At 46.0% G+C, this 24,046-nt stretch carries 20 protein-coding genes and 1 other RNA gene; 16 read left to right on the top strand and 5 right to left on the bottom strand.

Annotation, left to right across the window (positions count from 1 at the left end):
* The first annotated feature begins 51 nt into the window (after window positions 1–51).
* Entirely contained in the window at window positions 52–1,284 is a 1,233-nt protein-coding gene (serA, locus tag BMZ28_RS01890; protein WP_074820322.1) for a phosphoglycerate dehydrogenase, read from the top strand.
* A gap of 213 nt (window positions 1,285–1,497) precedes the next feature.
* On the opposite strand, the gene BMZ28_RS01885 is transcribed toward serA, so the two are convergent.
* A complete protein-coding gene (locus tag BMZ28_RS01885) occupies window positions 1,498–2,184 on the bottom strand; it encodes a hypothetical protein (protein ID WP_074820320.1) in 687 nt (228 codons plus the stop codon).
* Window positions 2,185–2,465: 281 nt separating this feature from the next.
* Here BMZ28_RS01885 and BMZ28_RS01880 point away from each other — a divergent pair, with 281 nt between their 5' ends.
* Complete coding sequence (locus tag BMZ28_RS01880) at window positions 2,466–4,058, top strand: phosphoethanolamine transferase family protein (RefSeq protein ID WP_074820318.1); 1,593 nt, start codon at window positions 2,466–2,468, stop codon at window positions 4,056–4,058.
* A gap of 3 nt (window positions 4,059–4,061) precedes the next feature.
* Here the strand turns inward: BMZ28_RS01880 and BMZ28_RS01875 are convergent, their stop codons facing one another.
* The 3 genes from BMZ28_RS01875 to zapA all read right to left on the bottom strand — a co-directional run bounded on the left by BMZ28_RS01875 (window position 4,062) and on the right by zapA (window position 5,305).
* Window positions 4,062–4,649 carry a 5-formyltetrahydrofolate cyclo-ligase gene (locus BMZ28_RS01875; protein ID WP_074820315.1) on the bottom strand — a complete coding sequence of 196 codons (588 nt, stop codon included), beginning with the start codon at window positions 4,647–4,649 and terminating at the stop codon, window positions 4,062–4,064.
* Window positions 4,650–4,687: 38 nt separating this feature from the next.
* A non-coding RNA gene (ssrS, locus tag BMZ28_RS01870) (6S RNA) lies at window positions 4,688–4,871 on the bottom strand.
* 104 nt (window positions 4,872–4,975) lie between these two features.
* Entirely contained in the window at window positions 4,976–5,305 is a 330-nt protein-coding gene (zapA, locus tag BMZ28_RS01865) for a cell division protein ZapA (protein WP_047779957.1), read from the bottom strand.
* A 221-nt stretch (window positions 5,306–5,526) separates the two neighbouring features.
* Here zapA and BMZ28_RS01860 point away from each other — a divergent pair, with 221 nt between their 5' ends.
* The 9 genes from BMZ28_RS01860 to trhA all read left to right on the top strand — a co-directional run bounded on the left by BMZ28_RS01860 (window position 5,527) and on the right by trhA (window position 18,163).
* Window positions 5,527–6,102, top strand: coding sequence for a YecA/YgfB family protein (locus BMZ28_RS01860; protein WP_047779958.1), 576 nt, complete (start codon window positions 5,527–5,529; stop codon window positions 6,100–6,102).
* Window positions 6,103–6,206: 104 nt separating this feature from the next.
* Window positions 6,207–7,535 (top strand): Xaa-Pro aminopeptidase, encoded by a 1,329-nt coding sequence (gene pepP / locus BMZ28_RS01855; protein ID WP_074820312.1) that lies wholly within the window; start codon window positions 6,207–6,209, stop codon window positions 7,533–7,535.
* Entirely contained in the window at window positions 7,523–8,704 is a 1,182-nt protein-coding gene (gene ubiH, locus BMZ28_RS01850) for a 2-octaprenyl-6-methoxyphenyl hydroxylase (protein ID WP_074820310.1), read from the top strand. Before pepP ends, ubiH begins: the two co-directional genes overlap by 13 nt.
* Before the next feature lie 11 nt (window positions 8,705–8,715).
* Window positions 8,716–9,924, top strand: coding sequence for an FAD-dependent 2-octaprenylphenol hydroxylase (ubiI, locus tag BMZ28_RS01845; protein ID WP_047779961.1), 1,209 nt, complete (start codon window positions 8,716–8,718; stop codon window positions 9,922–9,924).
* 656 nt (window positions 9,925–10,580) lie between these two features.
* Window positions 10,581–11,675, top strand: coding sequence for a glycine cleavage system aminomethyltransferase GcvT (gcvT, locus tag BMZ28_RS01840; RefSeq protein ID WP_074820308.1), 1,095 nt, complete (start codon window positions 10,581–10,583; stop codon window positions 11,673–11,675).
* A gap of 89 nt (window positions 11,676–11,764) precedes the next feature.
* Window positions 11,765–12,151, top strand: a complete 387-nt coding sequence (gene gcvH / locus BMZ28_RS01835; RefSeq protein ID WP_047779963.1) for a glycine cleavage system protein GcvH — start codon at window positions 11,765–11,767, stop codon at window positions 12,149–12,151.
* A 142-nt stretch (window positions 12,152–12,293) separates the two neighbouring features.
* Complete coding sequence (gcvP, locus tag BMZ28_RS01830) at window positions 12,294–15,173, top strand: aminomethyl-transferring glycine dehydrogenase (RefSeq protein WP_047779964.1); 2,880 nt, start codon at window positions 12,294–12,296, stop codon at window positions 15,171–15,173.
* Between the two features lie 450 nt (window positions 15,174–15,623).
* A complete protein-coding gene (locus BMZ28_RS01825; protein ID WP_047779965.1) occupies window positions 15,624–17,042 on the top strand; it encodes an alanine/glycine:cation symporter family protein in 1,419 nt (472 codons plus the stop codon).
* 473 nt (window positions 17,043–17,515) lie between these two features.
* Window positions 17,516–18,163 (top strand): PAQR family membrane homeostasis protein TrhA, encoded by a 648-nt coding sequence (trhA, locus tag BMZ28_RS01820; protein WP_047779966.1) that lies wholly within the window; start codon window positions 17,516–17,518, stop codon window positions 18,161–18,163.
* A gap of 57 nt (window positions 18,164–18,220) precedes the next feature.
* Here trhA and ygfZ read toward each other — a convergent pair whose 3' ends face one another.
* Entirely contained in the window at window positions 18,221–19,219 is a 999-nt protein-coding gene (ygfZ, locus tag BMZ28_RS01815) for a tRNA-modifying protein YgfZ (protein ID WP_074820306.1), read from the bottom strand.
* A 336-nt stretch (window positions 19,220–19,555) separates the two neighbouring features.
* Between ygfZ and sdhE the strand changes: the two genes are divergently transcribed.
* The 5 genes from sdhE to creD all read left to right on the top strand — a co-directional run bounded on the left by sdhE (window position 19,556) and on the right by creD (window position 24,027).
* Window positions 19,556–19,819, top strand: coding sequence for an FAD assembly factor SdhE (sdhE, locus tag BMZ28_RS01810; RefSeq protein ID WP_047779968.1), 264 nt, complete (start codon window positions 19,556–19,558; stop codon window positions 19,817–19,819).
* Window positions 19,794–20,222, top strand: a complete 429-nt coding sequence (locus BMZ28_RS01805; protein WP_047779969.1) for a protein YgfX — start codon at window positions 19,794–19,796, stop codon at window positions 20,220–20,222. The genes sdhE and BMZ28_RS01805 overlap by 26 nt, the downstream gene beginning before the upstream one ends.
* 44 nt (window positions 20,223–20,266) lie before the next feature.
* A complete protein-coding gene (gene creB / locus BMZ28_RS01800; RefSeq protein ID WP_047779970.1) occupies window positions 20,267–20,947 on the top strand; it encodes a two-component system response regulator CreB in 681 nt (226 codons plus the stop codon).
* On the top strand, window positions 20,944–22,374 hold the full coding sequence (creC, locus tag BMZ28_RS01795) for a two-component system sensor histidine kinase CreC (RefSeq protein WP_074820305.1): 1,431 nt from the start codon (window positions 20,944–20,946) through the stop codon (window positions 22,372–22,374). The genes creB and creC overlap by 4 nt, the downstream gene beginning before the upstream one ends.
* A 117-nt stretch (window positions 22,375–22,491) precedes the next feature.
* Entirely contained in the window at window positions 22,492–24,027 is a 1,536-nt protein-coding gene (gene creD / locus BMZ28_RS01790) for a cell envelope integrity protein CreD (protein ID WP_074820303.1), read from the top strand.
* Window positions 24,028–24,046: the final 19 nt, after the last annotated feature.

Genomic DNA, 24,046 nt, shown 5'->3' with positions numbered 1-24,046 from the left:
TATGTTGGTTAAACAGGGCTTAGAAAATAATCATAAGGCAAGGTTCAACAGATGGTAAAAGTATCGTTAGAAAAAGAGAAGATTAAGTTTCTTCTGGTTGAAGGCGTTCACCAGAGTACGGTTGATAACCTGCGCGCGGCGGGATATACCAATATTGAATACCATAAAGGTGCATTAAGTGATGATGAGCTGAAAGTGGCTATTCGTGATGCGCATTTTGTGGGTATTCGTTCCCGTACTCACCTGTCGGCCGATGTGCTGGCAGCAGCGGAAAAGCTGGTGGCAATTGGTTGTTTTTGTATCGGTACTAATCAGGTTGACCTGCATGCGGCAGCGAAACGCGGTATTCCCGTGTTTAACGCACCGTTCTCCAACACGCGTTCCGTTGCAGAAATGGTTTTAGGTGAGACTTTACTGTTACTGCGTCGTATTCCTGAGTCGAATGCTAAAGCGCATCGCGGTGAGTGGAGTAAGCTGGCGGTTGGCTGTTATGAAGCGCGTGGTAAAATTCTGGGGATTATCGGTTATGGACATATCGGTACTCAATTGGGAATTTTAGCCGAATCTATTGGTATGAGAGTGATGTTCTACGATATTGAGAACAAACTGCCATTAGGTAATGCTCAGCAGGTTCATCATTTATCCGATCTGTTGAATATGAGTGACGTGGTTACGCTACACGTGCCGGAAACGGCCAGCACTAAAAATATGATGGGTCATAAAGAGCTATCATTGATGAAACCGGGTTCTGTGTTGATTAACGCTTCTCGTGGCACGGTGGTTGATATTCCAGCATTGTGTGAAGTACTGGAAAGCAAGCATTTGTCTGGTGCTGCGATTGATGTGTTCCCTACTGAACCAGCCACTAACCAAGATCCGTTTGTATCACCATTATGCGCATTCGATAATGTGCTAATCACCCCGCATATTGGTGGCTCAACTCAGGAAGCTCAGGCAAATATCGGTACTGAAGTGGCCGGTAAGTTGGCGAAGTATTCTGATAATGGTTCTACGCTGTCTGCGGTTAACTTCCCGGAAGTTTCTTTACCAGCGCCGAGTGAGAACGTAAGTCGGTTACTGCATATTCATGAAAACCGTCCGGGCGTACTGAACCAGATCAACCATATCTTTGCGGAAGAGGGCATTAACATCGCCGCTCAATTCCTGCAAACCAACAATGATATTGGCTATGTGGTTATTGATATCGAGACCGATCGTGCTGATGAAGCGTTAGATCATATGAAATCGATTCAGGGTACGATCCGCGCCAGACTTTTATTCTGATGCTGGTTTTTTGTAATTTAGGTGGCCCAAGAGCTTAATGTTTGTCAGTTAAGTTTAATGACAGCGAAAGTTTCGCCCACTATCAGTACAGAGAATAAATCAATGAGGGAGCACGCCGATCATCCTTGATGGACGTGCTCCCTCACTCAGTTGTCGGCTGAATTCCAGCGCTCATTAGAAAGGGCGACAGATAAAACTTACCCATGGCTGGTACTAAACCTGACCTTCACTACTACGAGCCTTCATATTCATCATTAACTCGTCAAAAAAACGTTCGAAGGCTTGAAAGCCATCGCTGATGGCGTTAGTGGCATCGTTCATTTCTTGATTTGAGTATTCTATTGTATCAATGAGCTCTTCTTCACTTCCAATGGAGTGACCTGTCTCGTGGCTGAAATGAATATTTCCACAGAACTCAAGAGGGAACGCTGAGTCTTTGGTGATTTGAGATAATGTGTCAAAGGTGACGTTTCCCGTTGCTTCCATTATTTCAATCACCACTAACCTTATTTTAGCGGGTTTATCCGTGAGTAACCTGATGAGCTGATAAGTTAATAATCGGCTGTTTTTAATATTTTCTGACCACAGGAATTCAAGGTTATCTGTCAATGAGCCCTGTTTATTCAATCCAGTGCTTTGTAGATCGTTTAAAAACCATGGCCAATGATTAGCATCTTCCTGTGCGTGTTGATTAACAGCATGCTCCAGATCGTTAGATGGATTTTGAAAGGGTAAAATAAACTTGTTTATATCGCTGAAGCTCATAACAAAGTGGGCGATATTAGGAAGAAATGACAGCCTTTGGGATAGCGGTATGGTCTTGTCTGTTAAGAATGTAAGAAATTCATGACGGGCAAATTTCTGTTTGTTTTGTTCTATGAGCGTGGAAAGTTTAGTCATGATTTCATCCTACTCGATTTAATTATTGCCAAAAACCGTGGTGAGTATAGGTGTGGATGAAAATCTTGCCAGTAAGGGGGGAGCCGAAATGACGATAAATGTATCTGGTGTCAACGTGATGTTTAAGCTTTTCTTGGGAGAAATAGCAGATTGAATCTTTTTATAGGAGGCGGAAATCACTAGTTTTTTCAATAAAAACAACGCTTGTCTTAGTTAATTCTTAGTGCTAGTCTTGCCAGCTTACAATTAATACCCACCTATATTTTAATTAAGCTACTGATATGTCAATTGATTCACATTTATCTGGAACGATAAATAAGCCTGATGGACTAATAAAAAATAATAAAAGTAAAACAATTATTTCCATCTTGATGGTATTGATTTTTTCAGTTCTGTTTGATTCTGCTTTTGGTTATTCAGTTAAACCAGGCTATGTGCTCGCCCTATTTTTTTGCTTATTGTGGGGTGCTCGTTATCCGATAGTGTTTCAGCTATTGGTAGTGGTTTTCGCTGCTATATCTGCAATGTACTATCCGATTGCGATTATGTACGGCTCGCCAAATATCAATATATTTATATCGGTATTTAATACCAATATAAATGAGAGTGCTGACTTTCTTAACAATATACCGATTCTCTATATTATTCCGAGCATAGTATTAATTGTTATTGCTGCTTTAGCTCTGAAGACCCGAAAGTATCTACCCAATATAAAATCAGTAGCGCTAATCGCACCTTTTTTATTGATTGTGTTATTTAATCCTTTGAAGGTGTATTCAACGACTAATAGTATTACGTCTGAAAGTGTCCGCTTTACTCTGTTCCGCTTTGCTAATGAACTGTATCAGTCCTATAAAATCGTTGTGGCGTCCGAATTAAAAATGAAGCAGTTGATGGCACAACCATCCACTTGGGCACCTTCTTTACCTGCGAATGATTATGACACCTACATTATTGTGATTGGTGAGAGCGTTCGCCGAGATTTCATGCACGCTTATGGTTTTAGTATTGCCAATACGCCTTTTAGCAGTACGGCGAATGGTTTGTTTTTTCAAAATTATATTTCAGCCGCTGGCTCAACTCAGGCGTCGGTATCTGGGTCGTTGGTTAGGCGACATAATGGTGAATTGCAGCATAACAACAATATTATTAATCTGGCGAAAAAACAGGGATTATCTGTTTACTGGATATCAAATCAAGGTAGTTTGGGTAATGATGACTTTGGTGTATCACAAATAGGAAAACAGGCGGACAGCGTGACCTTCCTTAAAAAGGGGGAATACGATGCTCAATCTTTTTCTGATCGGGATTTATTACCTCATTTTCAACAGGCTATAGTAGAGAAACCATCGGCTAAAAAACTGATTATTTTACATTTGATGGGCTCTCATTCAGATTTTTGTAGCAGAGTTGATCATCAGTACGATGAGTTTTTTATCAGCAAGAAGCTTTCTTGCTACGTCCAAAGCATAAAGAATACCGATAATCTCCTGGCAGAATTAGCGCAGACGGCAAGCAGTAATCATAAAAAATGGACCATGATCTATTTCTCCGATCATGGGCTATCGGCGATGCATCAGGAACAGGGAAAGGTGGTGAATTTCCAGCATGGCGGCCGTTCAAAACAGAATTTTCAGGTACCGTTCTTTATTACTGCGTATGATGCTAAACAGCGAAAAGAGATCCATGACTATCGAAGTGGGTTAGATTTCTTGTCCCTTTATGCCCAATGGACCGGTTCTGAGGAGCCTCTTTTGTCGGATAAGTGTGATTTGCTGTCTGATATGAACTGCCATAAGAAAATTCAGGTGATCAATTTCGAGGATAAATTAGTCGATTATGATTCGTTGGCAGATCTGCCGTTTACTTTATAGTGGCTACCATTGCCAGCAGTGAGAAGGCGTGACTATTTCCGGTAATGGGATATCCCAGTCTTCAGCGGGTAAACTATCAACCAACTGGCAATCATGGGCAATGCCAATCGGGTAGCTGCGGCTTTGTTGCCAGTTTTTCAACGTTCGGTCATAGTAACCGCCCCCCATTCCCAGACGATTTCCGTTAACATCAAAAGCAACCAGTGGTGTGATAAGCACGTCCAATTCGCTAACCGGTAAAACCGAGCGCACATTCAGACGGGGCTCCTGAATACCAAAGGGATGGGTGATCATCGGTGTATCTGGCGTATAACGCAGAAATAATAAATGTCCACGACTGAACGGATGCAATACCGGTAGATAAACCGATTTTCCTTGCTGCCAGAATGTTTCAATTAATGGGCGCGTGTTAATTTCACCATCAAATGAGAGAAACAGCGAAATGTTTTGTGCAGCCTGAATTTTTGGATGGGCGCATAAACGTTGATGAATCTGCGTTGCAGCAAGGCTTTGTTCCTGAGGTGTCAGGTTATTACGTAACAGGCGAATTCGTTTTCTGAGGATGTGACGCTGAGAGGTCTCAAATGTCATGCCGGATATGCTTATGTCAGTAATGGTAAAACAGAAGGGAGATCTCCGAGATGCCGTCGCGGGCTGTAACCCTTGAACCCTTGGTTCAAGGTGAACGCAGATTTACTATCATCAGGCTTCCCGGACGAACCGGGCATGCACACAGATTGTAAGAATCCACATTCTGTTGGTTTGAAATATCGGCTCAGGGGACTGGCCCGATAACGCGCACCTCAGAGAATTTTTTTAGAAACCGTATTGTTACGTTTTCTGTTATTCTTACTTAGCTGAACTTATCAACTAATGTTGCTACAACTATACATCAATTTTCAAAGATTATATGAAATTTATTCGAACGTTGCACCTTGACGCTGCGAGATTTTACTCTGTTCGACTAAAGCTTGTTCAATCGTGTCTTGCAGCATACGAATGCGCTGTTCCATATTTTTGGCGTATTCGTCGGTTTTATTTTTTTCCTGCGCCAGTTCATAACAAATGTTAAGGGCAGCGATAAACACTAATTGCTCTGTATTAGTGACTCTAGTCCGAACTTTCAAATCCTGCAACCGTTCACTCAGTTCTGCCGCCGCTTTATTCAGGGCTTCCTGTTGTTCTGGCGGACAGTTTACCCGCAGAGATCTGCCGAAAATTTGTATATCTACCGGTTGTGCTGACATGTCACCTTCCTGCCGAGTTTTGACGGCATTTTCAAATCTAACCAATAGCGCCTAGTATACCAAACTATCTGCCGGATTGTGCATCAGTACTGAATTTGTACGTAGTTTACAGGAGACCAGGAGCGTTGAAACCGTTTAAGATTTATGCCTTTTATGGCATCAGATCCGTTCTTGATGGTAGCATAGCATGAACTTATCTTATCAACGATGGTGAATCATTCATGACGACCGAGAATACGCTCCCTTCTTATCAATCACTCAATACCGCTTTGACGCAACAAAATATTGGCATGACAGCATCGGAAATGCACGGCTTGATTAGCGGTTTGGTGTGTGGTGGCAGTAATGATAATAGTTGGACAGTGCTGGTCCATGATTTAACCAATGAAGGTATTGCCTTCGGCTATCCGCTGGGCGATATGGTGAAACAAATTTATCAGGCCGCCAAAGAAGAGCTGGAAGATGATGGATTTGGTTTTGCTTTGCTATTACCGGATGATGAAACTCTGGTGTTTGAACGTATTGATGCTTTGTCTGGCTGGGTAAACCATTTCCTGCTAGGACTGGGCATGATGCAGCCTAAGTTAGCTCAGGTAACCGGGGAAGTTGGCGAAGCCATTGACGATCTGCGAAATATTGCTCAGCTTGGTTATGAAGAAGATGAAGATCAGGAAGAGTTGGAGCATTCTTTAGAAGAGATCAGTGAATACGTGCGAATGGCGGCAATACTTTGTCATAGCGAATTTGCACGATTGAATACCACTGTACCGGAAAATGTGAAGCCAACACTGCATTAATTTGGGCCGATATTCTTGCAGCGATAGGTACATGCAGATGGAAACGTTATACAACGAGCAAGTACTTCTCACTGAACTAATCTGAATGTGGAAGGATAAAGATTATGATCGCTTTAGCGGAGTTTCAGCGGCGCCGTCGGGCATTACTGGCCAAGATGGTACCGGGGAGTGCAGCCATTATTTTTGCGGCGCCGGAAAAAACGCGCAGTGCTGATTCAGAGTATCCGTTCCGTCAAAACAGTGATTTTTGGTATCTGACTGGTTTTAATGAGCCAGAAGCCGCGCTGATTCTGATTAAAAGCGATAAAACTCATAGTCATAGCGTGCTGTTTAATCGAGTGCGTGATTTAACCGCTGAAGTTTGGTTTGGTCGTCGTTTGGGACAGGAAGCGGCACCGCAGAAGCTGGGTGTTGATCGGGCTTTGCCATATGACGATATTCAGGAACAGCTTCACTTGTTATTTAACGGCCTTGATGTGGTGTATCATGCTCAGGGAGAATACGGTTACGCTGATGATATCGTTTATTCTGCTCTGGACACTTTACGTAAAGGCAGTCGTCAGAATTTACGTGCTCCGGCTACCCTCACCGATTGGCGACCATGGCTGCACGAGATGCGCTTGTTTAAATCGCCGGAAGAGGTCGCGGTAATGCGCAAAGCCGGGGAGATTTCGGCTAAAGCCCACACCCGTGCGATGGAGCGTTGTCAGCCAGGCATGTTTGAGTATCATCTCGAGGCTGAAATCCAACATGAATTTACCCGCCACGGCGCACGCTATCCGGCCTATAACACCATTGTGGGCGGCGGTGAGAATGGCTGCATTCTGCACTACACAGAAAATGAATCTCAACTAAAAGATGGCGATCTGGTCTTGATCGATGCGGGATGTGAATATTTCGGCTATGCCGGTGATATTACCCGGACTTTCCCGGTTAACGGGAAGTTCAGTCCGGCTCAACGGGCAGTGTATGACATTGTTTTGGCATCTCAGTATAAAGCGATATCGTTGTTAACCGCTGGCAACAGTATCCGTAGCGCTAACGAGCAAGTGATTCGAGTTATGTTGCAGGGCTTGGTGAATATTGGTGTATTAGACGGCGAAGTGGAAAAATTGATTGTGGATAAGGCTCATCAATCTTTCTATATGCATGGTTTAAGCCACTGGTTGGGGCTGGATGTACATGATGTCGGCAGCTATGGTTCATCAACGCGCGATCGCTTATTGGCGCCGGGAATGGTGCTGACCGTAGAGCCTGGCCTGTATATCGCTCCAGATGCTGATGTACCACCAGAGTTCCGCGGTATTGGTATTCGAATTGAAGACGACATTCTGATTACTGAGCAAGGCAGTGAAATTTTGACCGCTGGCGTAGTGAAAGAGGCGGATGATATTGAGGCGCTGATGGCGGGAGCTGGCAAATGCAATCCGTAATTATCGTCGGTGGCGGAATGACCGGAGCCACGCTGGCCTTAGCCCTTTCCGCCTTAAGCGGCGGCCGAGTTAAAGTTGATTTGGTGGAAGCGGTGGTGCCTGAAGCCACTGAACATCCCGGTTTTGATGCCAGGGCTATTGCTTTGGCTCAAGGAACTTGCCAACAACTAACGCGTATGAGTATTTGGCCTGCATTAGCGGACTGTGCCACGGCGATTAAAACCGTTCTGGTCAGTGAGCGCGGGCATAGTGGCATGGTTACGCTGAAAGCAGCGGATTACGGATTACCTGCGGTAGGGCAGGTGGTTGAACTGCATGATGTAGGTAGCCGACTGTTCTCTTTACTGAGAAAAGCGCCAAATATCACACTGCATTGCCCTGCTAAGGTGGTACAGGTTTCGCGTGATATCGAGAAGGCACAAGTGACGCTGGATAACGGTGAATCCCTGTCGGCCTCGTTGCTGGTGGCTGCCGACGGCTCTTTTTCGTCAGTTGCGACCTCATTAGGCATGTCCTGGCATGAGGATGATTACCAGCAAGTTGCCGTCATCGCGAATGTGACAACCGAACTACCCCATGAAGGCCGAGCCTTTGAACGCTTTACCCCTCAGGGCCCGCTGGCATTGCTGCCTATGTCTAAAGGTCGGATGTCGCTGGTTTGGTGTATGTCACAGGATCGTCAAGCAGAAGCAATGGCGTGGGATGAACAGACATTTATTCAGCAACTGCAGCAGGTTTTCGGTTGGCGTCTGGGGGCTATTCTGACGGCAGGAAAACGTTCCAGTTATCCGCTACGTTTACGTACTGCTCGCCAGTCGATTAGCCACCGTTTAGCCTTGGTGGGAAACGCTGCTCAAACCGTACATCCTATTGCCGGGCAAGGGTTTAATTTGGGATTACGAGATGTTATTTCGCTGGCTGAGACACTATCTCAGGCGGCACAACAGAATGAAGATTTAGGCAGCTATGGCGTATTACACCGCTATAGCCAGCGCCGGGAGCCAGATCGTCAGGCAACCATTGGCCTGACAGATGGGTTAATCCACCTGTTTGCTAACGGTTATGGTCCGCTGATTGTGGCCAGAAATCTTGGATTAATTGCCATGGACAACTGTGAGTTACTCCGGTTACCGCTGGCGCATAGAACCCTGGGCTGGGTTAAACGATAGGACAAGCGCTCATGCATGCTTATGATGTTGTTATCGCTGGTGGCGGTATGGTCGGACTGTCACTGGCCTGCGGTTTGCAGGGGACAGGTTTGCGCATTGCGGTTGTTGAGAATCATCAACCGGATGAAACCCTACCACCAGAACCCGCTTTGCGGGTCTCGGCGATTAATGCGGCCAGTGAACGCTTTCTGGATTATCTCGGCGTTTGGAAAGGGGTTACCTCTCTGCGAACCAGCCCTTATTCTGCGATGGATGTCTGGGATCGCGATAGCTTCGGGCAGATTGCTTTTCGTGCCGATGATTATGGTTATGATCGTCTGGGACATATTGTTGAGAATGCTGTGATTCAGAAAGCGTTATGGGATAAGGCAAGTAGTTGTGCGGATATTTCCCTGTTGGCACCGGCCCGATTAAAGCAGGTTGTCAGAGGCGAAAATGACGCTTTTATCACTTTGGAAGATGGCCGTATGTTAAGTGGTCGTTTGGTGGTGGGGGCCGATGGCGCTCACTCATGGTTACGTCATCATGCGGATATTCCTCTGACGTTTCGTGATTATGGTCATCATGCACTGGTTGCCACTATCCAAACGGATGAGCCTCATCAGCACTGTGCCCGACAAGTTTTCCACGGTGATGGAATATTAGCCTTTTTACCACTTTGGCAAGACAATCTTTGTTCTATCGTCTGGTCATTACCGCCGGAAAAAGCAGAGCAGATGAAGCTGTTGGATGAGGCGCAGTTTAACCACCAATTGGCGATTGCCTTTGATAATCGACTGGGTCGTTGTCAGGTAGTGAGCGAGCGGGACGTGTTCCCATTAACTGCCCGCTATGCCCGCAGTTTTGCCGCCCATCGCTTGGCGTTGGTTGGTGATGCGGCACACACGATTCATCCTCTGGCCGGTCAGGGCGTGAATTTAGGCTTTATGGATGCTGCTTGCCTGATTGCTGAAATTAAGCGCCTACAGAAACAGGGTAAGGATATCGGTAATTATCTCTATTTACGTCGCTATGAGCGTAGTCGGAAGCAGAGTGCGGCAATAATGCTGGCTGCAATGCAAGGATTCAGGGAGATATTTGCGGGAGAAAACCCAGCGAAGAAATTACTGCGGGATATCGGATTGAAGCTGGCGGATAGTTTACCGGGGGTTAAACCCCACTTGGTTCATGAAGCCATGGGATTACGCGATTTACCTGAGTGGTTGAAAGAATCTGAGTAGATTAGTCGGTGGTGAGTTTCTGTTTTGACAAAATGGATTTTTTGTCATTCTGGTGAAAAATACCTTCGTCATTCCGGTGAAAACCGGAATCTGGGTTTTAGCTTAATGATGGCGCTTGGCTTAAGGACGAGATGATTCGCTTCGCTCACCCTTCGGGCCATTCACTATGTGAATGTTTGCTTCGCCTACGGCTACGCGTTCCCGCTTTCGCAGGGATGACGGCATAAGCCCATCGAAAACATCATCGTCATGCTGGTGAAAACCAGAACGCGTAGCCGCAGCAAACATTTGCATACCTCAACTTCAAGATACAGGGGTGAACGTAGTGAATAATCCAGGTTTCCTATGAAAAATTCTAATCTATAACCCGGTAACCCATTAGTTATTCTAATCCGAAATGCATGATAATATTTTGTAAATCAACAAATTAAATTGCACGCCAAACTTTTCTCCATTATTCGTTAACTTAGCCAATACTGATTTCTGTGCAGAAAAACGCAGTTTAACCATCAAAACTACTGCATGATAGAAACTGTTTACATGTCGCGATAATAATTAACAATTTCGTTAACTTATGATTACATGGAGTCAGATGCCTAATCTGGCACCCGATTTAACTATTACGGGATTACCCTGAAGTATTTAAAGAGGACATAATGGCCAAACAAACCCCTCTGTACGATAGACATATTGCCTGCGGTGCTCGCATGGTCGATTTCCACGGTTGGATGATGCCGCTTAATTACGGTTCACAAATTGATGAACATAATGCGGTACGTCACCATGCCGGTATGTTTGATGTTTCCCATATGACAATTGTCGATCTGCATGGCGCACGTACGCGTGCATTTCTACGCTATTTGTTAGCAAACGATGTTGCTCGACTAACCGAACCAGGCAAGGCGTTATATTCGGCTATGCTAAATGCTTCGGCCGGTGTGATTGATGACTTGATCGTCTATTTCCTACAGGAAGACTATTTCCGCTTAATTGTTAACTCCGCTACGCGAGAGAAAGATCTGGCGTGGATCTCTGAACATGCGCGTCCTTTTGCCGTTGAGTTGCACGTTCGTGATGATTTAGGGCTGATTGCCGTTCAGGGGCCGGAGGCCAAACAGAAAGTGGCAACGTTACTATCCGATGCTCAGCGTCAGGCCGTCAGCGGTATGAAACCTTTCTTTGGTGTGCAGGCCGAAAACCTGTTTATTGCCACCACCGGTTATACCGGAGAAGAGGGGTATGAGCTGATGATGCCGGCAGAACAGTTGGATGATTACTGGCAGAAACTGATGGCCGTTGGCGTGAAACCTTGCGGTTTGGGGGCGAGGGATACGCTACGTCTTGAAGCCGGTATGAATCTGTATGGGCAGGAGATGGATGAGGGGGTCTCACCACTGGCCGCCAATATGGGATGGACGATTGCCTGGGAACCTGTCGACCGTGATTTTATTGGTCGTGACAAGCTGGAAGTACAGCGCAAGCAGGGGACGGATAAACTGGTTGGTCTGGTGATGATGGAAAAAGGTGTATTGCGTCATGAACTACCGGTTATGTTTAGCGATGCAGCAGGAAATGAATATCAAGGTGTGATCACCAGCGGCTCATTTTCACCGACCTTAGGCTACAGTATTGCGTTGGCAAGAGTCCCTGCTGAAGTTGGTGACGTCGCGGTGGTTCCTATTCGTAATCGTGAAATGCCGGTACGGGTAGTGAAGCCAGGCTTTGTGCGCCATGGTAAGTCGGTGCTGTAAACCCGGTAGTCAGAGCATGTAATGAATTAGCGTCAGCGTTAAGTCTGTAACGTTGGAACAATAGATAAGCGATAAGAATGGAGAATAATATGAGTAATGTACCTGCTGATTTGAAATATGCGACTTCGCATGAATGGGTTCGTGAAGAACAAGATGGCATCTATAGCGTAGGGATTACCAACCATGCCCAGCACTTATTGGGCGATATGGTATTCGTTGAGCTGCCTGAGGTTGGGAGTGTGGTGGCCGTCGGGCAAGAGTGTGCCGTGGCGGAATCGGTAAAAGCCGCCTCCGATATTTACTCCCCGATCAGCGGCGAAATTATTGCGGTTAACGATGAACTCAGTGATTCTCCTGAACTGGTTAACGGTTCTCCTTATGATGAAGGATGGTTATTCCGTATTAAGGCCAGCGATGTCAGCGAATTAAAAAGTTTGCTGGATGCTGAGGGATACCAAGCAACACTAGAAGATTAAAACATAAGAACGCCCTGCACCCGATAAGCAGGGCGTTTTGCTTTTTATCCTTTGCATCGGTATTTCACTCACTTTCAGGTGCCGCATGAGGCGAATCAGGCTGAACAACCCTAAAATATTATAAATTCAGGAATGTGATCTGATGAATCAAACAATCAAACAACTCGAATATGGTGAATCTTTTATCGATCGCCATATTGGTCCTTCTATTGAAGAACGCCAGAAGATGTTAGAGGTGGTTGGCGCGAAAAGCCTGGATGAATTGACCCGGCTGATTGTTCCTGCTGATATTCAACTACCCCATCCACCAGCGACGGGGGATGCGCAGACCGAACATCAGGCGTTGGCTGAATTAAAAGCCATAGCTGGGCAGAATCAGCGTTATAAATCCTATATCGGTATGGGCTACAGTGCGGTGCTGATGCCACCGGTTATTCAACGTAATCTGTTGGAAAATCCGGGTTGGTACACGGCTTACACGCCTTATCAACCTGAAGTTTCTCAAGGCCGTCTGGAAGCATTGCTTAATTTCCAGCAAATGACCCAGGATTTGACCGGTCTCGATCTGGCTTCGGCATCTTTGTTGGATGAAGCAACGGCGGCGGCAGAAGCGATGGCGATGGCCAAACGCGCCAGCAAGCTAAAACAGGCGAATAGCTTTTTTGTTGCCGATGATGTGCACCCGCAAACCATTGATGTAGTAAAAACCCGGGCAGAAACATTTGGCTTTAACGTTATTATTGGCCGGACAGATCAGGCAGCTAACCATGCCGATCTGTTTGGTATCTTAGTACAATTAACTGGCACCACAGGGCAATTACACGACCACAGCCAATTGCTTAATCAGCTTAAACAGCGCGGTGTGATTACCTGTATGGCGGCGGATATTATGTCGCTGGTATTACTGGAGTCACCGGCCAGCATGGGTGCAGATGTGGTGTTTGGTTCTTCCCAGCGCTTTGGGGTACCAATGGGCTATGGTGGGCCGCATGCGGCTTTCTTCGCCTGTAAAGATGAGTTTAAACGCTCAATGCCCGGACGGATTATTGGTGTATCCAAGGACGCTGCGGGCAATACCGCACTGCGCATGGCAATGCAAACTCGCGAACAGCATATTCGTCGTGAGAAAGCGAACTCCAATATTTGTACCTCACAAGTGCTGCTGGCCAACATTGCTGGTTTCTATGCGGTTTATCACGGTCCGGTTGGTCTAAAGCGCATTGCTCAGCGGATCCATCGTTTAACCGATATTTTGGCCGCTGGCTTACAGCAGGCGGGGCTGAAACTGCGTCATGATAGTTGGTTTGATACTTTATGTATTGAAGTGGCGGATAAAGCTTTGGTACTAACCCGAGCCTTAAGCTTTGGCGTTAACCTGCGCAGTGATTTAGAGGGCGCGGTAGGTATCAGTCTTGATGAAACCACCACCGTGGAAGATATACAAACGCTGTTTGATATTCTGATTGGTGATTCAAAGGCCATCGATATTGATAAGCTGGATAGTCAGTGTATCGCGCACAGCAACAGTATCCCGCCATCGTTATTGCGTAAAACGCCTATTTTGACTCATCCGGTGTTTAACCGTTATCACAGCGAAACTGAAATGATGCGTTATATGCATCGTTTGGAGCGTAAAGACTTAGCGCTAAATCAGGCGATGATTCCGCTGGGTTCTTGCACCATGAAATTGAATGCGGCAGCGGAAATGATTCCGATTACCTGGCCGGAATTTGCTGAACTTCACCCGTTCTGTCCACCGGAGCAGGCCGCAGGCTATCAGATTCTGATAGCCCAACTGTCCCAGTGGTTGGCGCAGATTACTGGTTACGATGCGGTCTGTATGCAGCCCAACTCTGGCGCTCAGGGGGAATATGCCGGGTTGCTGACCATCCGTCGCTATCATGAAAGCCGTGGACAGGGGAGTCGGCATATTTGTTTAATTCCGAGTTCCGCCCATGGTACTAACCCTGCTTCAGCCCAGATGGCGGGCATGACAGTGGTGGTGGTTGCCTGCGATAAGCAGGGCAATATTGATTTAAGCGATTTACGCACCAAAGCTGAACAACACAGCGATGAACTGTCGTGCATTATGGTGACCTACCCATCAACCCACGGGGTATATGAGGAAACCATTCGCGAGGTGTGCAAGATTGTGCATCAGTTTGGCGGTCAGGTATATCTCGATGGTGCCAATATGAATGCTCAGGTGGGCATTACCACTCCAGGCTATATTGGTGCTGATGTATCCCACCTTAACTTACATAAAACTTTCAGTATTCCTCACGGCGGTGGTGGCCCGGGTATGGGGCCGATTGGGGTGAAAAAACATCTGGCGCCGTTTGTTCCGGGGCATAGCGTTGTTCATCTCGAAGGCGTGACCACATCATTGGGTGCAGTATCCGCTGCTCCGTTTGGCAGCGCATCGATTCTGCCTATCAGTTGGATGTACATTCATATGATGGGGGCGGAAGGTCTGAAAATGGCCAGTCAGGTGGCGATTTTAAACGCCAACTATATTGCCCGTCGTTTAAAAGATGCCTACCCAATACTTTATTCTGGACAAGATGGGCTGGTGGCACATGAATGCATTCTGGATATTCGCCCATTGAAAGAGGAATGCGGTATTACGGAGATGGATATCGCCAAGCGCTTGATTGATTATGGCTTCCATGCGCCAACCATGTCTTTCCCAGTTGCCGGTACGCTCATGGTGGAGCCGACCGAATCGGAAAGTAAGGCTGAACTGGATCGCTTTATTGAGGCGATGTTGGCTATCCGTCATGAGATTCGTCGGGTTCAGGCGGGGGAATGGCCATTGGATGATAATCCGCTGGTTAATGCGCCACATATTCAAGGCGAACTGGTACATCAATGGGAGCACCCTTATAGTCGCGATTTGGCGGTATTCCCGTCACAAGCGGTGTTTCAGAATAAATACTGGCCGACGGTAAAACGTCTGGATGATGTGTATGGAGATAGAAATCTGTTCTGTTCTTGTGTGCCAATGGCTGAGTATGAGTAGCTTATCCCAGTGAGAGCCGGGATATTGAATAGGCGTGAAGAGCGATGGTTCTTCACGTCTATCAACAGGTTCTTTAACTGAGTTGAGAGTGTCTGCTGATTTGTGGCTTTTCTATGGTGTGCATTCCATCATAATCACTATTCCTGTGCGTAAATCCAGCGAAAGACGCTTGTTTTTAATCATTCAGCGGAATAACCATATCCAACCGTTGAGAGTTAATGTTATATTTCCCGCGATATAGGACGTTAACTTCTCTTCTTGTTTATTCTACGGTCTTTGATGTCATATTTTCCTGTTATGCAGAGGTTCGTTCCCCCTGTATTTCATCGATATGAGTTACCGTAAAAACGAAAAGCTGTGGTACGTACCCGTATATAAAAATGACGTGCAATAACGCACGCACCAACAATATTGCAAGCAAACACATAACATAACCAAGAGATCGAAAAAATGGAGATACTGGAAAAATTGGTCGATCAGGTGAACAGCCTGCTCTGGGACCACGTATTAATCTTCCTGCTATGCGGAACTGGAATTTACTTCACTATCCGTTTGGGCTTTATTCAAATCAGACATTTTGGCTCAGGCTTAAAAGCACTGTTTGGCGGTATGTCGCTACGTGGTGATAAAGCTGATAAAAGCGGCATGAGCTCTTTTCAGGCGGTCGCTACCGCAATTGCCGGGCAAGTCGGCACCGGTAATCTGGCAGGACCCGCTACGGCGATTCTTGCTGGTGGCCCGGGCGCTATCTTTTGGATGTGGGTTTCCTCTTTTCTGGGGATGTCGACCATTTATGCTGAAGCCATTTTGGCGCAGAAATTCAAAACTAAAGACCGTAACGGTCAGGTTGTGGGTGGCCCAGCGTACTATATTGAACAGGGTTTAAAGTGTAAGTGGTTAGCCTGCGTTTTTGCGGTGCTGATTATTTTTGCTTTAGGCTTTATTGGCAACATGGTGCAGTCCAATGCGATCGCTTCCGCGTTTAACAGTTCTTTAGGCGTGCCTAATTGGATCGTTGGTGCGGTAATGGCTGTGGTTGCCGGTATTGTGATTATCGGTGGTATTCGCAGTATTGCTTCATTCAGTGAAAAAGTTGTTCCGGTCATGGCCATTTGTTATTTAATTGGCGCATTTACCATTCTGGTCTTTAACTTCGAATATGTGTTACCTGCCTTTAAGGCTATTTTTATTGCCGCATTTAATCCGCAGGCCGTGGTCGGTGGTGGTGTGGGAATAGGTATTCAGCAGGCGATGCGCTTTGGTATTGCCAGAGGGTTGTTTGCTAACGAAGCCGGAATGGGGTCAACGCCTCATGCTCATGCGGTTGCCCGCGTCGCCAGACCTGAGCAGCAGGGCTTTATTGCCATGATGGGTGTGTTTGTGGTGTGTGTGATTGTTACCGTTACTGCACTGGTGATTATCACTTCAGGCATGAAAGAGTGGGATGCAACGGGTCGTGTGACTGAGTCATTTTTAGGGATTTTCCACGGACAGGGAATTACCGTGACTCAACAGGCCTATACCTATGTATTCGGTCATTTTGGTAGCCTGTTTATTTCGGCTTCACTGTTCTTCTTTGCGTTCACCACCATTATTGGCTGGTACTATTATGCCGAGACGAACGTGCGTTATCTGTTTAACTCCACGTCAGCGGTACGTATTTATCAGTTTATTGTTATCTGTTTTATCTTTGCTGCTTCACTATTTAAAGTTGAGCTGGTGTGGAAGATGGCCGATATGTTCAATGGTTTGATGGTGTTACCGAACCTGGCAGCGCTGCTGTTACTTTCTCCGATAGTGATTAAGCTGGGGAAAATGGCCGGTTACGGTAGCGGTATTCCCGATGCGGAGTTAGACGCTAAGCGCTGATTATCTTGGTTGAAATTTCGATACTTAAACCCCGGTTAATCCGGGGTTTATTGTTTTTGTTGGTAAGTTCTTTTAATCAGATGTAGTGAATATTATTTAAGTGTGCAGCTTGAGAACCATGGGTACTTAACTATCGTGGGCGACAGGCCTACTTTTCCTATGCGACCTCCGGCTGGCAAGCCAGCTACGACCCAAACGGAAAACTCTCCTGTCGTTTGGGTGTAGTGAAGGGATTTCTGATTGGGAATATTAGGATTTTTATCAATTTGAATCTTGGTTTATTTGGGATTTATTGTTTCTACTGACTCTCTTTTTATTAGCATTCACTTTTCTGAATAGCTAAATGTTTCTACATTTACATAAAAAATTCAGCTTACATGTGTACACTGAAATGATTCTCATATAATCTGAAAGTGGGTTATGGATACCGAAACTATGGGCTATGTTTATAGCGCAAATAAAAGGTCAAGTGCATGTCAGCATCATTAAAACAGGGCTACTCAGTAGCGGAAGAAATTGCTAACAGTATCAGCCACGGCATTGGATTTATTCTGGGGATTGTCGGGCTGGTCTTATTGCTCACTCAGGCTATCGATAAGGATGCCGGTTCGCTGGAAATCACCAGCTACAGCCTGTACGGCGGCAGTATTATTGTGCTGTTCCTGGCTTCTACGCTGTACCATGCGATCCCTAATCCGCATGCCAAACGGAGGCTTAAGGTCTTTGACCACTGCGCTATTTATCTGCTGATTGCCGGTACCTATACGCCTTTCTTATTGGTGGGTTTGGGGTCTCCTCTGGCGCAAGGTTTGATGGTGGTTATCTGGAGCTTGGCGCTAATCGGCGTGGTATTTAAACTGGCATTTACTCATCGTTTTAAAGTTGTTTCGCTGGTGACCTATCTGGGAATGGGCTGGCTATCGCTAGTGGTGATTTACCAGATGGCAGTAAAGCTGTCGGTTGGTGCCGTTGGGCTTTTGGCTGCCGGTGGGGTGATTTACAGTTTAGGGGTGATTTTCTACGTTAATAAACGCATTCCATACAATCATGCGATTTGGCATGGTTTTGTGCTGGGCGGCAGCGTTTGTCATTTTCTGGCGATTTATCTTTATATTGCCTGATTGAATATCCATTTGCTTCCCGCATAGGCTGCGGGAAGCGGTGACCGATATCGAGAATTAAGCTTTGCCTTCTTCTTCCAGCGAATAAGGTAAAGGTTGAATCGCTAGCTTACTGGTAACATCATCTTTAACCCGCAGCACGGTATCTGCCTCCAGATCGTTATTCAATACAGCTTGAACCCAGATAGAGCTATCCGCTAGTTTAACCGATGCCAATACAGTGCCGGTTCGACGCCAGTTTTCACCCAATTGTAATTCCAACTCACCGCCAGTCTCTGGTAAATCCAGCGCATTACCTGCCAGCCAATACATCGCACGCTTATTCGCTCCGCGATATTTAGCTCTGGCGATCATTTCCTGTCCGGTATAGCAGCCTTTAGTAAAGCTGATGGCATTGAGCGCCTGTAGGTTAGTAGCCTGAGGGATAAACTGATCGCTGTTAACGCTGTCAATGATGGGAATACCTGCTTCAATATCTAAAGCCAGCCACTGACGGCTGTCATTCAGGGCGGCTTTACCCAGCAGATGGGTATAAAGAGTATTGGCCTGTTCTTGGCTGGTGACAATCAGAAACCGCTCTGTCGGAGAAGCAAAATGTAAAATACTGGTTTCTTGATGCTGAACCACGGAGGTTGTTGCATCCGGTAAGGTTGGATAAAACGAAGACAGTGTGGTTCTGGCATCGCTACCCGCAAGGCCTAACAGAACGGCTTCATTTTTTCTTTCAATGGTGACCTTAGAGAATACGGCGTATTTTTTGAGTTCGGTTAACTGTGTATCACATAGGCTGGTGCGTTGTAGGTAGGCTAAATCATCACCATACTGAAATAGGCGGATATCACTCCACATTTTGCCTTTGGCATCGCAGTGCGCGGTTAACTGATGTTGTTCCGGTGTTAAGGCGTACACATCGCAGCTGACCTGCCCCTGTAAATACTTACGATTATCTTCTCCACTCAGGGTAACCAGCGCCCAGTCTTCTAACGAGATTAACGTCAGCGACAAATCTGATGATGGGCTTGCTAACTGAGAGGGTAGTGGTGATTTATAAGCCATAAGTACTCCAATACGAATAGGACAAATACACGGATGAGCGACGGTAAAAGACGATTAATGGATCTACCGAGACCGCTTATATTACACAGTTTACTGAACAATCGCCGGGTACAGTATACGAATTATGTGTTTCATCCAGAAAGTTTTCCTTCCCGCATTGGTTTGATTGCATATTTTCAGCGATATCTCCCAATTTCAGTTCGATTAAAATCTGATTTTAACCAGTAATATCGATCCTGATGGCAAATTTACGCTAAGTTTTATCTGTAGCCTTTCCCAAAGTCGGAGCAAATTGCTACTCTACACAACCATGTAACCTGATATGAGTAAGTTTGTATGGATATCAATAATAAAACCCGAATCCACTGGTCATGTCGTCGTGGAATGCGTGAACTGGATATTGCCATCATGCCGTTTTTTGAAAATGATTATGATGGGCTATCTGATGGCGATAAACAGACGTTTGTTCGTTTGCTAGCGTTTGAAGATCCCCAGCTGTTTCGTTGGCTGATGAATCAGGCTACGCCAGAAGATGCTGAACTGGAACGTATGATCAAAATGATTCAAAAGAAAAATGCAGAACGTCGTTCTCTGGCATAGTGATATCCGGGTTTCCTGGAAAACACAGTGTGTCTCACTCTTGATACACGGGGCTTTAGTGTTGCTGGTGCTGCTATCTCCGTGGAATGACGGATATTGGCCACTTTGGCTCTCTTTAGTGACGTTGGTGATTTTTGATTGTTTACGCAGCCAGCGACATATTCAACGCATGCAGGGAGAGATGCTGTTGTTGAATAATGGTGTGATCCAATGGCAGCGAAATGAATGGAAAATCAAAGGTAAGCCCATCATGTTTAGCTGGGGCATATCGTTAAAGCTGGTTTCCATTACCGGTAAGCATCGCCGTCGTCGAGTTTGGCTGGCGATAGATAGTATGGATACGGAGTCTTGGCGTAGCCTGCGTTTTCAGCTATTGCAGTTTGACAAGTATGAAGATAAATAAACGAGAGTGTTGAGTGTCTGATAGGGTGGATATAGGGTAATGTCATGTCATTAATCTGGTTAGTCGAAGATGAAGCGAGTATTGCCGATACGCTGATCTACACGCTGGAGACCGATGGGTTTGAAGTTAGATGGTTCGAACGCGGCGAGCCGGTTTTAGCGGCGCTAAATCAGAGTCGTCCGGCGTTGGCTATTCTCGATGTGGGGTTACCCGATATCAATGGATTTGAACTATGCCGTCGTATGTTAGCGCAGGCGGCTGACTTACCATTAATGTTTCTCACAGCCCGCAGTGAAGAGCTGGATCGCATCGTTGGACTGGAAATAGGGGCGGATGACTACATCGCCAAACCGTTCTCACCGCGAGAAGTGAGCGCTCGGGTACGCACTATTTTACGTCGTCTGGAAAAGCAGCAACGTTTAATGCCAAGCTACGGTGCTTTTGGTCTGGACGAAGAGGGGGCGACGATCACCTTTTATGGTCAGGTTCTGCTATTAACTCGCTATGAGTTTTTATTGTTAAGAACGCTGCTTAAATCCCCGCGTAGGGTGTTTTCTCGTCAACAACTGATGGATTTGGTTTGGCAGGATGCAGAAGAGAGTCTGGATCGTACCGTTGATACCCACATTAAAACTCTGCGAGCCAAATTGCGCACCATATCTGATGAAATCAACCCGATCCAGACACATCGCGGATTAGGATATAGCCTGAGCCCCGGCGAATGAGGATTGGTCTTCGCTTACTGCTAGGCTTCTTTATGATTGTGGCCGTTGCGGGTTACTTCGTGATGAATATTTTTGTTCAGGAAGTTAAACCTGGGGTTCGGCGTGCTACTGAAGGAATGATGGTAGATACTGCCAATCTTCTGGCTCAGATCGCCGAACAGGATATTCGCAATCGTAATCTGAATCAGGGACATATTGCTCAGGCGTTTTCGGATATTAATCGTGCACCTATCGGTGCAAAGATTGATCACATCGTTAAGAACCGTATGGAATACCGAGTCTATATCACTGACAGTAAAGGTAAGGTGATTTTTGACTCCACCGGAGAGGGGCTGGGGCAGGATTACTCTCGCTGGAACGATGTTTATTTGACGCTACGTGGTAAATACGGCGCCCGTAGTACCCGCCTTGATCCCGAGGATGAAAGCAGCTCTGTTATGTATGTGGCAGCGCCGATCAAAACGACCGATGGTCAAATCATTGGCTCGCTGACCGTTTCAAAACCCAACCAGACAATGCAGCCGGTTATCCGCCGTAGCGAACGACGTATGGAGATTGCCGGTATTATTCTGCTGGGTATTGCGCTGCTGATTGGTGCGGTGTTCGTCTGGTGGATTAACCGGTCGATTTCCCGGTTGGTGCGCTATGCCAGTGAAGTCGCGGAGGGTAATGCCCCAACGCTGCCGAAAATGGATGGCCCGGAGCTGAGTAGTCTGGCACATGCGCTGGAGAGCATGCGTATCAAGCTGGAGGGAAAAGACTATATCGAAAAATATGTTCATACCCTGACGCATGAATTAAAGAGCCCCTTAGCCGCGATCCGCGGAGCAGCAGAAATTTTGCAAGAAATGCCACCGCAGCCGGTAGCACAGCGTTTTATCAATAACATTAAACAGCAAAATGAACGTTTGCAGCTTCTGGTAGATAGAATGCTGCAACAGGCGCAAGTGGAAAGCCGTATTCGTCAGGAAAAGGCATCGGTCGATTTGGCGGAGTTACTCAACGGCGTGATAGACGCCAAAGAGGCACAGTTTGCCCACCGTCAAATTACCGTTAGCCGTAATATTGATGCTCCGGTTACGGTACGTGGCGATAAATTATTGTTGGAACAGGCATTCAGTAATTTACTGGAGAATGCGTTAGATTTTACCCCGGAACAGGGCAAAATTATTGTCACCGGTGAGTTTGTTGAAAATCATTATCGAGTGATTGTCATTGATAATGGCCCGGGAATGCCGGTCTATGCTCTGGATAAGGTGTTTGATCGTTTCTATTCTCTACCGCGACCGGATAAAGAGAAAAGCACCGGTCTGGGGCTGAGCTTTGTTCGGGAAGTGGCGATTATTCATCAGGGAACCATTCATTTGGTGAACGGTGAGGAGGGCGGAGCTAAAGCCATTTTTATCCTGCCAATGAAAGATAAATAGCCATATCACTTTGGTGATGAATCCTCGTTCTCTTCACACAGCCTTCACATAACAACATCATCTGCTCACTCAGCCCATTTATGCTGTTGCCATAATATGGAATAGGAGTGACTGGAGATGTTTAGATCTACGCTATTTTGGAAGGTATTAATATTGTTGGGACTGACCCTGATGATGTTGATTCCTATCGGTATGGTATTGGGCTTAATTGATGGGCGTAATCAATACCAGCAGAGTGTGATTGAACGTATTGAAGATGGTACCAGCGGTGAGCAGATCATTGTTGGCCCCATTATTGTGGTGCCCTTTGTTCGTTCATCAATGGAAACGGACAGCGATGGGAAAAGCAGAATCCAGTATCATGAAGGGAAAAGTTATATCCTTCCCGATAACCTGAAAATTAACGGTCAGGTTAATGTGGAGCCACGCAAGGTCGGTATCTATCAGGCGCAGGTTTATCAAAGCGATTTGCACTTCACTGGCTCTTTTCCTAAGGTCGTTGATAACGATACGGCTTCAATCACCTACGGTAAACCTTACTTGGTTTTATCACTGGCTGATTCTCGAGGCATTACTAAGGTGCCGGAAATCATGCTGAATCAGCATGCGGAAGTTTTTAAACCGGGAACCAACTATCCAGACCTGCCTCAGGGAATGCACGTTGAGCTGTCGGATGCGATGCTCAATGCAGATAAGTCCCTCTCTTTTGATTTTAAGCTGTCACTTCAGGGAATGGGGCATTTAGCGGTGATGCCGGTCGGTGCTTCTTCTGAACTTAACCTGAGTGGTAATTGGCCTCATCCTAATTTCTTGGGACAATTCTTGCCGAAAAAACGCGTCGTTACTGAGGACGGTTTTACTGCGAGCTGGCAGAGCAGTTGGATTGCCAATAATATTAATAACAACTTTAGTCGTTATGATATGCGTGATCTGAGAACAAAAGGTTATTCAACAGAAGCTTATACTTATGACCGGATTTCATCGATTCCAACCTTTAGTACCAGCTTTATTGAACCGGTCAATCATTACCAACTGAATACTCGCACCGTTAAGTATGCCATTTTGTTTATTAGCCTGACATTTGTAGCTTTCTTCTTGTTTGAAATGCTTAAGTCATTATCGATTCACCCAATGCAATATTTGTTAGTTGCGGCTGCGTTGATGGTGTTTTATGTCATTTTACTGGCGTTATCTGAGCGTATTGGCTTTGCTTGGGCATACTGTATTGCCGCATTGAGCTGCAGTAGTCTGATTGGTTTCTATTTGAGTGCGGTATTGAAAGGGGCAATACGTGGTATTAGCTTTGCCGTGGGGCTATTGGTGCTGTACGGCGTGCTCTATGTCTTGTTACAGTCCGAGGATAATGCGCTGTTATTAGGAGCAATCTTACTGTTTATCGTGTTAACCGTTGTGATGACATTGACTCGTCGTTTGGACTGGTACAAGGTGGCTGCGCCATCATCGCCATCATCGCCATCATCGCCATCATCGCCATCATCGCCATCATCGAATAACGGTAAAAATTCTGATAGTGCGGCATTGAGTGAAGTGGAAGCCATGCCAGAGAATAGTGTGGAGCAAAATATTTCTGAGGCCATCAGGAATAGCGATGAAGATAGTCAGGAGCGACGCAAATACCGATTATGGAAATAATCGATTTAACTTAATGGTT

Origin of the sequence: Pragia fontium DSM 5563 = ATCC 49100 (assembly GCF_900112475.1) — a bacterium.
Taxonomy (GTDB): Bacteria; Pseudomonadota; Gammaproteobacteria; order Enterobacterales; family Enterobacteriaceae; genus Pragia; species Pragia fontium.
The sequence above is the reverse complement of the archived record's forward strand: the minus strand, read 5'-3'. Positions and strand labels throughout refer to the sequence as shown.